8 protein-coding genes are annotated in these 16,246 nt (G+C 54.9%); 2 read left to right on the forward strand and 6 right to left on the reverse strand.

Features of this window, described 5'->3' with window-relative positions:
* The first annotated feature begins 35 nt into the window (after positions 1 to 35).
* Entirely contained in the window at positions 36 to 1,058 is a 1,023-nt protein-coding gene (locus RB_RS26490) for a UbiA family prenyltransferase (protein ID WP_231846005.1), read from the forward strand.
* Positions 1,059 to 1,431: 373 nt separating this feature from the next.
* Positions 1,432 to 2,547, forward strand: a complete 1,116-nt coding sequence (locus tag RB_RS26495) for an HD domain-containing protein (RefSeq protein WP_164922556.1) — start codon at positions 1,432 to 1,434, stop codon at positions 2,545 to 2,547.
* A gap of 42 nt (positions 2,548 to 2,589) precedes the next feature.
* On the opposite strand, the gene RB_RS26500 is transcribed toward RB_RS26495, so the two are convergent.
* The 6 genes from RB_RS26500 to RB_RS26525 form a co-directional block, all read right to left on the reverse strand.
* The gene (locus tag RB_RS26500) at positions 2,590 to 8,127 is read right to left on the reverse strand and encodes a pre-peptidase C-terminal domain-containing protein (RefSeq protein ID WP_231846008.1); all 5,538 of its coding nucleotides are present in this window, start codon (positions 8,125 to 8,127) and stop codon (positions 2,590 to 2,592) included.
* A 257-nt stretch (positions 8,128 to 8,384) separates the two neighbouring features.
* A complete protein-coding gene (locus RB_RS26505; protein WP_231846010.1) occupies positions 8,385 to 10,196 on the reverse strand; it encodes a DNA methyltransferase in 1,812 nt (603 codons plus the stop codon).
* Positions 10,197 to 10,228: 32 nt separating this feature from the next.
* Positions 10,229 to 12,232, reverse strand: coding sequence for a hypothetical protein (locus RB_RS26510; RefSeq protein WP_164922557.1), 2,004 nt, complete (start codon positions 12,230 to 12,232; stop codon positions 10,229 to 10,231).
* Complete coding sequence (locus tag RB_RS26515; protein WP_007328193.1) at positions 12,229 to 12,750, reverse strand: RNA polymerase sigma factor; 522 nt, start codon at positions 12,748 to 12,750, stop codon at positions 12,229 to 12,231. Before RB_RS26515 ends, RB_RS26510 begins: the two co-directional genes overlap by 4 nt.
* Positions 12,751 to 12,769: 19 nt before the next feature.
* Positions 12,770 to 14,038 carry a DUF1501 domain-containing protein gene (locus RB_RS26520; RefSeq protein ID WP_007340206.1) on the reverse strand — a complete coding sequence of 423 codons (1,269 nt, stop codon included), beginning with the start codon at positions 14,036 to 14,038 and terminating at the stop codon, positions 12,770 to 12,772.
* A gap of 117 nt (positions 14,039 to 14,155) precedes the next feature.
* Positions 14,156 to 15,766, reverse strand: coding sequence for a DUF1549 domain-containing protein (locus tag RB_RS26525; protein ID WP_164923058.1), 1,611 nt, complete (start codon positions 15,764 to 15,766; stop codon positions 14,156 to 14,158).
* Positions 15,767 to 16,246: the final 480 nt, after the last annotated feature.

Raw genomic sequence — 16,246 nt, forward strand, 5'->3', positions numbered from 1 at the left:
GCAATCCACGCACATCGCCTTCTTCTGATGCAGCATTGACTTCACGTTTATTCTCTTGGGCGAAGCTCGTTCGGCTACCCAACGGATTCACTGTCGTCGCCGATGTGTCAGCTTCGTTCTTATTGGTGCTAGGTGCCAGCGGTTGGTTGCGATCCGGAGATGACTCGGCCGGTTCGGTTTGGCCCTCGATGGCCATGGTGGTTGCATCCGGCATTGCGTTGTACTGGGGCGGAATGGTGCTCAACGATGTCTTTGACATCCGAGCCGATCGCCGTGCCCGCAGCGAACGACCGCTCCCTCGCCGCGAACTTCGACTGGCCGATGCGAGATTGGTCGGTTGGACCTTGCTTGTCATCGGGATCATTCTCGCGTCATTGGTCGGCGTGGTTTCTGGTGTGATTGCAATGCTATTGAGCATTTGCATTGTTGCTTACGACGGTCCATTCAAACGCACTCGCATCGCATCGGTGTTGATGGGTGGGTGTCGTGTCCTGAGTTTCTTGTTGGGGTCTACTGCGGCTCATTCGGTCATACCTGGTGAGCAGTGGCAAGGACGAGTCTCGGTGCTAGGCGAACCCGTTTGGATGCACATCACACCCGTCACGTTCGCGTTTGCAATCGGCATGGGGCTGTACATCACCGGAGTCACCACGTTTGCGCGTCGCGAAGCGATCGGTGATCGCAGCATGCATTTGCCATTGGGTTGGTTTGGAATGACGTTGGGCGGTGTGGTGCTGGCTCTCGCCCCACGCGTCGCAGGTGTCTTCTCTGGTGCTGACGTGCCAGTCGATTGGACGCGGGGTTGGCAGATCGACCCGGCAGTTATTTTCCCGGCAACGATCGCACTCATGATCGTTCCGACGTTGGCGAGAGGTTGGACGGCCTGGCAATCACCGTCGCCCAAACGCATCCAGTTGACGATCAAGTCCGCGATCATGGCCATCATTCCACTGATGGCCGCGATCACCATGCTCGGTGCCGGAGCCATCCCATCGCTCTGCGTCTTCGCCCTCATTATCCCATCAACCTGGCTCGCCCGCCGCTTCCGAGTGACCTAAAAGGTGTCAGGTACCTTTTTGAGAGGTTAGGCAATTTGCCCCGGGCCTCGGGGCACTGATCCACGCGCATCGGTAACACGGAAAACAACTGCTCGAGTAGTCACGTTTTGTGCTTTGAAGAGGCGAACTCTCACGAGATTGCGGCGGTGGGCGAAAGCAATTGGACGTGTACATCGGCCGACCCAAAAATCGGGCGGATGCCAGCGAGGAAATTGCCTATTCTTCCAAAAAGGTACCTGACACCTTTTTGCCGGTAGAGATTGCGAGGCGGTTTTTGTTTTGATTTGACAAATCGGCGCGGTGTGCGAAAACAGGCCGACAACTCGATGTTTTCTTTTCTCGTTTGTTGGGTTTGCGTCGTCAGACCTCATTCATGTCATCGATGAAACTACGCCGCCAAATTGCTTGGGAGGCGGCACGTTTGATGTACTCACGCGACGTCAGTGAGTACTACCAAGCCAAACAGAAGGCGGCTCGAAGGATTCACAAAGGATGGGTCAAGCCAGCTGACTTACCCTCTAACGCTGAAATTCGCGAGCAAGTTCAGGTTCTCGCTCGTTTGCATGAGGGAAGTGATCACCAACGGCATCGTTTGCTCGAAATGCGATTGCGAGCGGCATGGTGGCTGCGTCAGTTGAAGGAGTTCCATCCGCGGTTGATCGGCAGTGTTCTTGGCGGCGCGATCCGGCAAGGATCCGATGTGGATGTGCACGTCTTTGCATCCAATCCACATCGCATCACGATGAAGTTAGACGAGTTCGGCGTCTACTATGAGCTTCAACGCAAACGCGTGAAGAAGGATGGTGAGCAGAGAATTTTTACGCACATTCATGTTCGTGATGAATTTCCAATTGAGCTCACTGTCTATCACCCATCCTTGCTCGGCTTTCGGTTTCAAAGTTCGATTACCAACAAACCGATCGAACGGGCAAGCTTGTCTCAGTTGGAACGTTTGATTGTGTTGGAACACAACATCGATCCAGAGCAACAAGCTGCGAGGTTGGAAGAAATGGATTCTTGCTCAGATCGGTTCGCCGTGTTCTTGTCGTTGTTGGTTCCTTTGGAAAACGTTCAGCAAAATCTGCGTTATCATCCCGAAGGCGATGTGTTGTTCCATAGTCTGCAAGTCTACGGGCACGCCAAAGAACAAATGCCCTACGACGAAGAGTTTCTGCTCGCAGCGTTGTTGCATGACATTGGCAAAGCAATCGATCCGGATGACCACGTGTCGGCAGGGTTGGAATCGATCGAAGGGTTTGTATCAACCCGAACGAGCTGGCTGATTGCGAATCACATGGAAGCTCACAAGATCCATGATCGCACGATCGGGGCACGTCGTCGAAAACGTTTGGTCGCTCATCAATGGTACGAGGATTTGGTTGTGCTGGGCGAATGCGATCGGGCTGGTCGTGTTCCAGGGGCCGAAGTCGAGTCCATTGAAGAAGCACTCGACTACATCGAGCAAATCGATGAAATGTTTGGGAGTTGATTTCCAAGACTCGTCATCGAATCGTTTGCACGATGGTTATGCCTAAACCAAATGTTTTAAATCGGAACTGATCGATGAAGTGAGGACTTCATCGACGGTTGTTGGGTCGAGTGGCATTCGTGGCTCATCGCGTGTTGATGTGCCGAGCTCCGACAAGGATTGCGATGCAGGAACGGCGGGTGTCGCATCGATGAATTGGTTGGTCGCTTGTGCCTGGATTGCCGGATCGTTCACCGAGTGAATTGTTTCGTGCGAGTCGTCCGATGGTGCGAATCGACAGATGAAGGTCTGAGGAGCGGTTTGTTCAATTGGAATGAATTCAGACTCTCCTGAGGTGGGGCCAAAACGCAATTGGTTGATGATTTGCAATGCATCCAGTGGGCTGAATCGAGAATCTCCGTTGACGTCGAAGTAGAGACCGCCAAGACTCAACCATGTTCCGGTTTGAGCTTGTTCGCTATTGAGATGGTTGATCACTAGCAGTGCATCGATCGCTGAGACGCTCCCGCTCCGATCAACGTCGTGTGCGAGAACCGGATTTTGATCCTCGGAAACGGCTTCCAATTCGATGACCTGATCGCCTGCTGTCACGCGGTGGTACAGGCGGTTGTCGCGGACGATGGGGAGCAGCACATCCCACTGTCCCGACCAAGTGAGGCTGGTGCCGGACCCGACGATAATCTGAGAAGGCCATGTCACAAGAGAATTGTCCGCGATGGCCGAGTCGATCGATATCGGCCCCAGGTCTTGATCGCTTAGGTCGAGGATGGACCGGTTCCCGACACGGTCGGTTGCGGTCGCAAAGAAATGGGAGGCATGGGCAGAGGTGATTGTGTGTTCGATGCGATTAGTCGTGCCCGCCTGTCGATGCGAGAGCAATCCATCATGGATCGAAAACAGTGACAATTGTGCCACACCCGAACCTTGGCGACCGAGTTCGTCACTGTCACTCGCTGAGGCACGAACATAGTGAGTGTCTGAATCAGTTTCGATATCCAGCGAGATTTTCGGAGCGGTCACGTCAAACGACTGAATCTCAACGATATAGTCTGCTCGTTGCTGAGAGTTCGGGACGTGTCCCGGGTAGAGATTCGATGGGCCGATGGTCAGTTCGGTACCGAGTTGGTCCGTGATCGTTCCTGTTACAACAAATCGCTGAGACTTTCGATTTGCAATTGGATCAAGAAGGAGAAACGGATTTGCGAACGTCCAGGTAGTCGAACGGGTGTCGATCCGAATGTCAGTGTGCTCTGGCAGATGACCTATGTCGTAAGTTGTTTCATGATAGGGGTAGAAGGAGCCGGACTCGTCGCTGATGAAGGAGTCGGCGACAACGGCGGTCTCTCCACGATCTGTTGTTTGAAAAATGGGATGGTCGCGGTGATAGCCTTCGACCGGTGTTCCACCATCGGCCAATGGAGCAATGTGAACCCAGAGTTCATACAGCCGGTCATTCGGAAGTTGGGCTGTGTTGCCTTCAACTGCTACGAAGTACGTGCCATCAGTGGGGATTACATAGTGCTGGAATGCACCCTGCTGCGGATACTGGTGATGACGCGAGCTCGCGGTCATGTATTGGCCGGCTTCGTTCGAAAGGCCTGACGTCGCAAAATAAGAGCTGGATCGATTGGGGGTCCAAACCGTGACCCAATCTCCGGCTGACGCGTCGATGCTCCAGTGATCGATGTCGTCATCTCGTTCCAGCGATCCGATGCCGCGGACCAACCAATTCGAACCAGGTGCCTCAGGATCAAGATGGACCGCGCCAGTCCGGTCATCGTTTGTGGGACCTTCGACAAGATACCCGTCGGGCAATTCTCCGATCGAGAAGTCTGTTGAATAGCCATCGCCTTCCTCGAGCGGTTCGCCATATCGCGATTGGAAGCTAGCGGGCAAGTGCAGTCGATACTTGCCCTCACGCAGAACGTTCACTCCTGAATCAACGGAGAAGTGGAGACGGTCATACTGCGTTTTTCCATGGGCGAACGCGAATTCGTGCTTGAGTGCGTAGGATTGATCGTCCGAGGTGCCGAACTGACCGTCCGCACCGGCTTCCACAATTGAGGCTTTGGATGTTTCGAACGAGCCTTCACTTAGGTTGCGATTGAAGGTCACTTCGAAATCCGACAGCATCTGGTCCGTCTCGCTATTGTCCGAAGGTAGCCCGCGGATTTCGGTGACTTGGAACGGCACAGGGTCGATGGCTTCCACGTTCAACACATACTGTCCATCGAAACCGGCGCCGTTCCCTTTCGGATTGGCCGCGACAAGCACTTCATATTCCCCACGGTCGGTCGTCAACGCTCGAAAACTACCGTCTTCGTCGGGAGAGATTTCGGTGAACGCTGAGCCCACACCGTAAAGACCGATAACCGGTTCGACTTGACTCCACTCAGGTCGATCGATGGTGAACCGAACTTGAAGATTCGGTTCGAGAGAGCCCAGTTTGTAAGTATCACGATCTGCAAGCAGAAGTGTCCCGGCAATCGATCCCTTCAGCGATCCATCCGGGGTCGAGTTCAACACGATTGTGTCGCCATGTCCTTTGTGCTGGTTTGCTTGTTCTCTCGACTCCAACGCTTGGCCTGCAACAGTATCGATTCGCAATTCGTAGTCGCGTTGATGCTCGCTGTAGATCAAGTGTCGCTTTTGAATCTGAATGTAGTATTCGCCGTCGCTCGGAACCTGGAAACGATTGACTAACGTCGACTTGTCGACTTGTTGGTGCATTGCCAGTGTGCCAGCAATTGTGTGACCCTCGGAGTCCGTGACCGTAAGATCCAGGGATTCAATCATTTTCGTCGTAAGCGTGACGCGAATGGTTTGCGAAGCCTCAGCCTCGAAGCTCCACCAATCGGTGTCGTTGAAGGTTTCAATGAGACCCACGCCCGATCGAGGCGTTCGCGAAAATCCGGTTCCGGTTGGATCCAATTCGAGTGGCAAAACGGTCGCTCGATCGCGCTGGCCGTTGTCAAAACCTTCAAAGATTTCTGTGTTGTCGACGGCATTCAATTGGAAAAATTGTGTGACGGCGTTGTCGCCATCCAAAGTGTTTCCAGACAAGTCCGTGATGTCGGCATCTAGCTTCAAACGGAATTGTCCGGTGTCGAGCGGGCCATCGCTAACGATGAACTCGAAATAGGAATTGGTTTCATCGCCCGTCAATTCGACATAGAATGACCGGTCGTCATCTGTATCGAATTGGCCATCGTCGCCCGCTTCACGCAGATCAATCGAGTCGTTTTCCAGCAAGACTTCTTCGCTGAAGTTCAAGGCGAAGCGACCGATCAATTCAGTGCCTGCTTCGTCCGCGGCGGGCAAGCCCGGGGTTCCGAGAAGTTTCGGAGCGATGTCGTCATCAATCTCGATGTCGAGGATGTACTGGCCATGCAAACCGTATCCAATGTCAGCTCGTACAACGGCATAGTACATTCCGTCCGTTGCACTCGTGCCTTCAAAGACTTCTTCTGAAACATTGGTGTCAAGAACTCTTTCATAACCACGATAGAGTTCAACAAAAGGTTTCAGTGTGCTCCAGTATGGAAGGATTGATCGGAGCGAGACTGTTGAGCCCGCGTTCAATGTGCCCAGGGAAAATCTGTCTTGTGGGGAGTCCGAGCCGACGGACAATGCACCGGCGACCGTGGCCAGTCGCGGATTGGTCGTTTCGTTAAACTCAATGTCCTCGGTTGTGGGATTGATGTTCGATTGTCTGGAGTTGGTTTCCAGCGTGATCGATTGGGAGACATCCAAAGAAAGTTGATACGGTGCGTTTGCATCTGATCCAAGGGATCCTGAGAGGAGGACAAAGTACTGGCCTGCTTTTGGCAATGAAACTGCGTTGATCACATTGTTGCCTTGTGCCAGCACATTTTCATCTGCGTCCAGCAATGTCAGTCCTCGTCCACTGCCCGTAATACGGACCGCAATTTCAGATGCCGCTGCGACGTCAAACGTCCAATAGTCCGGATCTCCGTATTGGCTTATCAACCCCAGGCCGGTTCGAGTCGTGTGCGAAAGTCCTGTTCCTCCCAAGTCTGGCGTCAATGGAATCGGCGTCGCCGTTTCCATGGTGTCGTTGTCGACTCCTTCAAAAATGAAGCGTTTAGTGTCAATCGCGATCTCGAAAGATTTGCTGTACCCAGCACCAGCGGCCAAAGGGTTTCCGAACAAGTCCGTCAGTTGATCCGAGATGGAAATCTGATAGTGGCCATCCGCGATGGGACCATCCATGATGCAGACGACGAGTTCAGTCGGTGAATCAAGTTTGGATGTTGTTTGGAAGAGTCGATCATCATCGGTAAAGAATTCGCGGTCGACGCCTGCCTCGCGTAGATCAACGATATGGTTCAGGTCGCCAGTCGCCTGGATGGGCTCACTGAATTCAAAACCAAGTTCAATCAACGGCGAATCCGCAACGATATCGTGCGTAGGGATTCCCGATACCGATACAACTTGAGGGGCATCCGCGTCGGTGACGACAACGTCTAGCAAATACAACGCATCGGGACCCGCAAACGAAGACACCGGATCATCTTCGTTTCGTGGAAGTTCGATGATGGTCGTCTTGCTGATGTAGGAGAAGACTTGCTTTAGAGCCCATTTACCAGACTGATCCATGACTCCATCGCCACGCGATTCATGCGAGTGCAAGGCTGGCTCACCTTCCCGCCAATTGTTATAGGTAATCTCTTCACCGCTGGACCACCTCAGCGAGTCGACAGACTCGTGTTCGCCCAGACTGATTCCAATCCAGGTTTCACTTTCGATTGGTTCAAAAAGCGATTGTTCTTCGGCGCTGTTGATCGCGAGCAAGTGTCCGCCACTTTCGTGGGCCAATTGTTCGGCTTCTATTTTTGTATTCCGACCTCGAGATTTATATTGGCTATCGCCAAAGACTGTTTCCTGCCGCACTCGCACCTCGTATGTGCCGGCACTTGGAACAACGGCTTCGACCTTGCCTCGAGCTGGGTTCTGATCGACAACGATGCCGCGTGAGCCGCGAAGCTCGATGATTGGTGCGGCGGTCCCACCACTCGGAATGCTGGCGGTCAAATCGACTCGCGTTCCTTCGGCCAAAAATCCGAGCGAGTACGAGTCGATGTCTTCGTCGTGCAATCCGCTGGCAATCACACCGGCAACGCTGGCTGTTCCGATGCCCTGCAAATTCGAAAGAAGCGGGGCGAGCGATTCGGTTTCGAAGGGCAAGCTCCCCTGTAGTACCCTCAGCTGATAGTCGCTGGCATAGTCGGAGGAAAATGAGGGATCGACTTCAAGTAGATACTCACCCGCTTCCGGGACGAGGATCGATTTGTGATCGTGTTGGGCATATGGATCACTGCTTGTGACATAGTTCCCGTCTTCGTCGAAAAGAGTAGCACTGAACGTGAGTGCTAAACCACCAGAATTAACGTAGAGCGAAAGTTCCGTTTGCTCCTCGGTCGAAAGCGAGAATCGATTGCTGGTCTGACGCAGATCGCCCGTCGAGCGTGCAATTTGTAAGTCTCGCCCTTCCACGACGGGCGCAAACACGAGCGGCGTGCTCTCTGGCATATCCGAGATTGCATCGGCGGCGAGCATCCATCGCGATTCCAATTGCTCCAGCCGCGCGCGACGGCGATTGGCAGCCGCGTTTCTGCGGTGAGTGCTTCGTCCGCGACGGTTCCTTTGGGCTCGACCGGGAATCAAAGCTCTTCCTTCGTCCTGAGTAACTTGCTGCGATGGAGACGTCGAACCAGTGTCAGCCAAACTTCAGCACATAGACCGAGATGGATGCTGGATCTATATTCAGTTCCAGCTATTGTAGTTTCTCGGGATGCTCATTCCGAGCGTCTGTTTTAAGAAGGGGTGCTTGCGCCCAGTGGAATGTCGGTGCTCCATAGGGAAACGAGGTTCCGTGATGCAGCTGGGTTCTCTTGCAGCCATTGGCACATCGCGAGGCGTCGTTCGGGGCCGGTTGCGTCCTGGATCGACGCAGTGCGGATTTTGGGTTGGCCGCCGGCCTCGTTTCGCCAAAAGCGTGCTGCCGATTCGCTGGCGAGGTGGTCGCCAAAACGAACGGTGAAGTCGGAAGTTTCGCCCACGAACAACACGGAACCGTCTTGGGCGAGCACCTGGTACAAGCCACCTTTGGCGGAGCCGCTTTTCGAAGTCGGCCCAGATGTGGTCGTCCAGTTTTTTGCGGCTGAGAACTTTGGGGTCGATGGCTCGGGTTCGTCCGCGCCGGGTTGGTGCTCTCGGGCAGTGGTCGCCCACGATCGTAGCTGGGTCGCACACCAACGAAGAGTCAAAGGATCGGCATCCGCCGCATGCAGCAACGCTTCGCGATCGAACTCTTCCAGCAACTTCGGATCGGTGAAAATATCGTCCAAGCTGTGTTCGGGATAACGTTGCACCAGGATCGCCCACGCCAATTCAGCGGCATAGCTGAACCGTTCCAGTGTGGTCGTTGGGATCGTCGTGGGACGCTCGGTGTGAATGCCTTCCGCGGTCAACGCACCAGACGCGCGAAGTTCGATCAGTCGCTGGCGTCGGGACGAAGCGGGCTCGCGTTCGGAGATTCGGCGACAGGCGGATTCCAGACGATCACTGAGGACCGGATCGAGCAGCACCCGATCGACGGAGTGGCCATCATGAATTTCGCGAAAGGCGTTGATCAGTTCGCCATCCGTCATGGCACGCATGGTTTCAAACTGGAATTCCAACTGAGGTCCGACCTGTTGGGTTGCCCAGCGTTGTCGTTCTTCCTCCTCGCGAGCCAGCTTTTCCGCCTTGGATTCGTTCTTCTTTCCGTTGGTGGCGGGGGCACTGCGAAGCGGGTCTGCGGCACCAGTGAGCGGGTCGCCAACGCGAATTTGTTCGAGACGTTCGGTTCCGAGGGAAACGTATTCTTCGCTCATCTCAAAGCTGATGAATTCGCGACCGAGCTTTTTGGCAACGGCGACCGTGGTGGCACTTCCGCTGAAGGGATCCAGCACTTTGTCACCGGGATCACTGCAGGCCCGAATGATGCGGCCGAGCAATTGTTCGGGCATTTGGCAGCCGTGGAATCCAGCACGCTCTTTGAACGTGCCTGCGACTCGGGGGAAGTACCAGATGTCTTCGTCGGCCGTGAAGCCGTAGGGCAGATCCTGAGGACGCAGGATCCAAGTGTCATCAGGCATCCGGCCTTTGCTGTTGGCGCGGCGGTCGTTGTAGACCAACTGCCGAGCCGAAGGCACCCGCACGGATGGATCGTCTGCGTTGAACTTGAAGTGTTTTTCGTCTTTGACGAAATGAAACAGGTGAGCGTGAGATCGCGTGAACTTGTATTTGCAGTGCACGCCAAAGGTGTAGTACCAGATGACCCAGCTTCGGCACTGAAAGCCGATCTGCTGTGCGAGCACCTTTAGTTCAGCGGCGTACTCGTCGCCGATTGCCAACCAGAAAGCTCCGTCATCGGCCAGCACGCGGTGCACGCCGCGAATCCAGCTCTCGGACCACTGGATGTATTCATCGGATTCCAACGAGTCGTCGTAGACGTCGTAGGTGTAGCCGATGTTGAACGGCGGGTCGGCGAACGCAAGATCGATGCAGCCGGCGGGCAATTCAGCCATGCCATCGATGCAATCTGAAACGTGAATTTGTCCGAACGCTGGGTGAGTCTTCAAAACATTCGGATCCATTCACGGGCCACAAACAATCAACTGTTGGGCCGGATGATCCACCATAAGCGTTCGAAGATCAACGCCTCATCGTCGCCAGACGCGAGAGCTTGGTGGGCCAATTCACGCTGGGCGGTGTTGAGTTTCAATTGACCCGCCAGATGAGCGACGTGGTCCAATCGGCTGTCGAAGTCCGGCAACCGCGAAATCCACGCCGGAACGATCATCGACGAACGCATTGGATAGCCGGTCGAAGCCACAACGGTTTTGCGATCCCGGTTCTTGTCGGGACGGCGGTCACCCGAGTCGGAAGGCGACCCGTCGGTGGTCATTTCACTGCCGAGTGGTTGAGCCAGCAATGCATCTCGACCGCTGCCGGCGGGCCAATTTGGTTTGGCGTCCAGTTGGGCGACCTGCAAGCGACGTTGGGCGGATTCAGGCCGGCGGAACGGCGATCGAGCGGCCATCGCGTGGACCGCGGCAACGGCGTTGGACCACTGCTCATCATCAGCGACCAAGATGCCCTGAGCCGACATCGCCTCAGGTACCGAGCGAGTCATCACGGCATCGGACAGCAGGATCGATAGGCAACGCAGAACGTCAAAATCACTGGCGATCAAATCATCGACCAATGGACGTAGCGTCTCGGGCGGAACAGAAGCTGCCGACGCAACCGACAGATCAAACGGGCTGGTCGTTGACGGCGAATCATGGACCATCGTGAACAACGTGGACACAATGCCTTCCGCTAGATCACGCGAACCGATCAAGCCCTCAGACCAGGCCTGTGATTGTTCTTCGGTGGGAGGGCTGGCCAATTGCCGGCGACCATCCAACGTGTCGTAAAACAAATCTTTCCCAGCACGCGAAGGATTCAACAGCGGTGCCAAACCAGCAGCAACGCTCCAGTAATCGGCTTGAGAGGGAACCTCATCACCCGCGTTGGGAACATCGTGGCAACGTTGACAACGTAAGTCTTGGTGATTCGTCAATGCGGCTGTCTTGACGGTGACTTCGTGCAAGTCCGCAGGTTGCAGCATGCGAATCCAAGGCGTCGCAGCGGGTGTCTTGGAGGCGGATGCTTGATCGCCAGCCTTTGGCGTCGTTTGCGAAGGACGCATCCACGATGCGATCAACCGGTCCGCGCCCGTTCCCGATCTCAACACTTCGCTGAGTGATTTGGTGGCGTTTTCGTTTTGTGAGCTCTTACCAAGGAACGACGCAAGCAGACGGTTGGAGATCGCTTGACGGTTGGATGGTTTTTGGAGGGCAACTTGAATCGCTGCGGAGTCGCCGATTGCCTCGACAGGAACCTCGATTCCCAATCGATCGGATAGCTCTCGCCGGATGGAATCCTTGTCACGCGATGGCGTGGGATTGATACCAAGTCGCTTCCAGTGCGATTGCCAACGTGAATCAACCGTCTTGGAAACCAGGGTGATCGGTGCAGGTGAACCTGAATTACGATCGCGTGGGATCGTCAGTTGATCCAGGGTTTCCGGCGAAGCGTTAGTCGACGAGCCAAGTTCGTCAGCGTTGTTGTTCGATGGATTGCCAGCCAATTCAATTGGTTGAGGACGTTGTCTCGGAGTCGATTTGGGTTGTGGCGAGGCGTCATTGCCCTCGTTCTCAACGATCGCAGTCGGTCCAGGAACCGAGGGCGCATTCTGGGCGGCTTCGTCGGCTCGAGCTTGCAAAGCCAAGTCGGATCGATATTTCAATCCCAAGGCGATTCCGACGCTCAGCAACAACGCGGCGGCGGTTCCGATCAGAAGCGTGACGATTGATAGCTTGGAGGTGTACTTCGATGATCGCGAAGTCTCGCTGACGGAACCGGTTTTGGACCCCGTGCGTTTCGTATGTGAGCCTTCTTCTTTATCTGCCAGTCGTTGCAGAATGAGTCCGGTTTGATCGGGAGGTGTTGGACCACCGAGTGCTTCCTGCAGCAGCAGGTCCAACATGGCATCGTCACGCAACGAATCGGGGCCCTGGTTCTCAGGTCCTTCGTTGTGTGGTTCAGCGGGAGATGGATTGGTATTCATGACGGTTGGGTTATAGCGCGGAGTTTTTCTTCCACGCAATCTCGAAGTTGTGCTTTCGCTCGCTGCATCAGGTTTCGGGCTCCGTGGTCGGAGATGCCGAGGTTTTCCCCGATTTTCACTCGCGGTGTGTTGTGAACGAAACGCATCGCCAAGGCGTCACGAGCACGTTCGGTCAGGCTCTCCATGCATTCTCGGAGGGCTTCGACGGTTTCATTGCCCGTCAAATCCTTGCCCGCCCAACGTTGCCAACTCTCGTCCAGCAACTCAGGTGAATCAGAAAGGTGGATCCGTCCAAACTTTCGGTGATAGGAAACGAGGAGGTTGTAGGCCGTCCGTCGCAGGTATTCTGAGGTGGCTTCGTCTGAATGTTGAACGAAGTTGTCTCGTCGAAGTACACGCAGAAACGTCTCCTGCGTCAAATCGTCCGCCGTGGCGGCGTCACATCCGAGCAGTCGCAAATACCGCCAAATTCCATCTTGGTGGCGGACAACTAATTCAGCTGGTGAAAGTTCACTCACACATCCATTGGCCTGGGTCTCAGGCCACCAATTCACGAATGAGCTTTCCGCCGCCAGCAATTTTCATCGGTCGTCCGTTGTTACTGGTGAAGGTGGTTTCGGTTGAAATTCCCAAGCCTTTGCAGACCGTCGTCATCAGATCTTCGCTGCTATAGGGTTCCGTCTCAACCGCAGTTCCGTCGGAATTGGTCTCTCCGACGGCCAAACCGCCCTTGATTCCCGCTCCGCCGACCACGCAAGACCACGCCCGGGCGAAGTGATCTCGACCGGCGTTGGCGTTGATTCGAGGTGTCCGGCCGAATTCACCCATCCACATCACTACGGTGTCCTGCAGCAATTCTCGCTGGGCCAAATCCTCGACCAGAGCACTCATGGCGCGGTCCAAATTTGGCAACTTGGTGTCTTTGAGAGTCGCGTGAATGTTGTTGTGCATGTCCCAGCCGCCCAGGTCGACTTCGATGAACGGCACTCCGGCTTCGACCAAACGACGGGCCAGCAAGCATCCTTGGCCAAAGTTGTCGGTGCCGTAGCGTTCTTTGACTTCATCGGGTTCTTTCTCGACGCGAAACGCTTCCATCTGCTCACTGGTCATCAGGTCCAGCGTTTTCCCCAGCACTTTCGCGTGTTCAGCAGCGGGCGTGTCACGGGTCCGCTTGGCAAACCCACTTTCGATCATGTTCAGTGCCGCCATGCGTTGCAGCAGACGTTGATCGTCCAGGTTCATTTTCAAGTTGCGAACACGACCGTTGCTGGTGACGGAGAAAGGCGACCAAGCCATCCCCAGGAAACCAGGTCCGGCACCCGCACCACCAACCGAAACGAATGGAGGGATCTCCAACTCGGGTCGTTGATCAATCAACTCGTGAGCGATCACGCTGCCGTAGCTTGGGTGTTCGATGTTGGGATTGGGAACGTAGCCCGTGTGCATGTAGTAGCTGCCGCGACTGTGGTCGGCTTCGCGAGTCGACATGCTGCGAACGACTGACAGATGCTTCATTTGTTGAGCGACCATCGGCATGTGCTCACAGATCTGAGCGTTACCGGTCGTTGAGATCGGACGGAATGGGCCGCCGGTCGGAGCACCGGGTTTCAAATCCCAAATGTCGATCGTTGCTGGACCGCCACCCATCCAAAGCAAAATCGCGGACTTGCGATTGCGTCGCATCTCATCGGCTTGCGCGGCGATGTTGCCACCCAGAGTCCACGCGGCAGCAGCTGCGGCAGATGACCCAGCCAAGTGGCTCATGAAGTGACGACGCGTCATGCCGTTTGGTGTGGAAAGATCCATGGTGAACTCCGGGAAAGAAAAGGTGGTCGGTTGGAGGCGATGGACGAGCCACCGCGAATTTGTTTTGAATAGAAGACTCGCTGAGGTAGCGGGTCTCGAGGTCGATTCGATGCGGCGTCAGTGCTGCATGATGAATTCGTTGCTGTTCAGAATCGCCCACCACATGTCTTGCAACATCTCAGGCTCATCGCCTTTGCGAGCGACCAACAGTTTGCTGGCGATCGACACTTCGTTCTTGGTCGGACGACGTGCCAAACCGCTGAGGAACAATCGCGTCACACGATCTTTCGGCGAACGACCGGTTTGACTGAGTTGATCAAGGAACGATCCCGCTTCGAGGCTGATCGCGTTCTTGGTGAGATCACCGTTGAACAACATCAACGCTTGTGGAATCGATCCATTGAAGGTGGTTGTTTCGGTTCCTTCGTCGTTTCCAAAAGCGACAACGAACTGTGACAACCAACGGCGACGTTCGGCTTCTTGTTGTTCGTAGCTGCCCTTGGATTGAGCGTTGCTGGCGGTGACCATCGACGCGTAGAGTTGTTCAGCGCTCATCTGACGCAAATAGAACCGCGAAAATTTGGGTGACTCACCGATCGTTGGATCGTCGATCTCGTTGCTGGCACTCAGCGTCGATGCCAATTGATAGGGACGACTGAGCGTGATCCAGGTGATCAGCTTCTTCAAGTCATAACTATTCGCTCGGAATTCCTTGCCCAGGTTTTCCAGCAACTCAGGATGCGATGATGGGTTGTGTGGACCCAGGTCATCGATCGGACGAGTGAATCCGTAGCCGAGGAACATCGACCACATTCGGTTGACGATCATTTTGTCCAAGTACTCGCTTTGCAGCATCAAGCGTCCGAGTTCTTCTCGGCGATTGACGTCTTCGACAAAGCCACTCTTTTCGATTTCGGTGCCGTCTGTGAAGACTGGGTACGCGACCTTTTGAAGGCCGTTTCGCAGTTCGTAAAACACCAGCGCGTCTTCGGGATCGTTGGCTTCCCCGGCAAAGTCTTGGCTGACCAATTCAGCGGACTCGATGTCCTGCGTTCCATCAACGAACCGGCGTAGAGCACGGGTTTGGCGGAAGAACGCGTTGAACTCCCAAAACTTCTGTTGTTTCCACTGGTTGAACGGGTGGTTGTGGCACTGTGTGCACTGGACTTGTTGGCCCAAGAAAATTCGCGAAACGCTGCTGGTTGCGAGCGTACCTTTTTCCGCGTTGACTTTGTCGACCAAGAAGTTGACCGCGCCGTTGAAGTTGGCGTTGCCCGGTGTCGTGGACCCTTCGGCCGTGACTAATTCATAAGTCATTTGGTCATAAGTTTTGTTTCCCGCAAAGCTGTCGCGAAGATACTTCTGCATACCGGTTCGATTCGTCAAATCTCGACGGTCCGTGCCACCACTGCGGCCAATCAATAGGTTCGTCCAAACGGTGGACCAATGATTGGCATACTCTTCGGTGTAGCGATCGTCATTGAGTAATCGATCGACCAAGTTGGCTCGTTTGTTCGAATCGCGATCGCTCATGAATTCGGACAATTCTTCGAGCGATGGAATTCGCCCGATGACATCCAAATACACTCTGCGGCACCAAGTCGCGTCGTCAGCTTCCGCGGCAGGACGGATCGAGAAATCTCGCCAGACCTGTTCAATCGAGTCGTTGATCATCGCCACCTGAGGCGGGACCGCAGGACCGGCGGCATTCACGGCCGGAACCGTCATCGCCGATAGACACGCGAAGAATCCCGCGAACAGTAACCCTTTTGAAAACCCTCTGGAGGGCAGCCACTTGAAGGGCAGAACGAGTGATTTCATGAAGACGCTCGGGAATCGAAGAAAAGATTGGACCCATCTGCCGGCCGAAAAAGCAAACCGGGGAGTGGTCAGACACCAATCGCTGCTGAATGCCGCCAGGTGGAATCACCGACTCATTGCGTCCTGCAAACGGCAACGCGTTCTGGGCCAGTAAAGATAGAACGATTGGGTTCTAGCGATGTACCCACCGGCATTGAGCATGGTGTCGACCGCCTCTCATCTTAATCCAAGCAGGATGGGAACCGGACCGAACTCCTCTAGGGGCAGGAGAAAACGCGGTTCCGAGCGTGTCGACGTGGCCGGATGTTTCGATTTTCCGGGGGGAGCGATGGCCACGTTGGCGGAGTGGCGAATGGCCTCGCCGCCAACCTCTTTCCGCATTTGCAC

It is taken from the genome of Rhodopirellula baltica SH 1 (assembly GCF_000196115.1).
Classification (GTDB): Bacteria; Planctomycetota; Planctomycetia; order Pirellulales; family Pirellulaceae; genus Rhodopirellula; species Rhodopirellula baltica.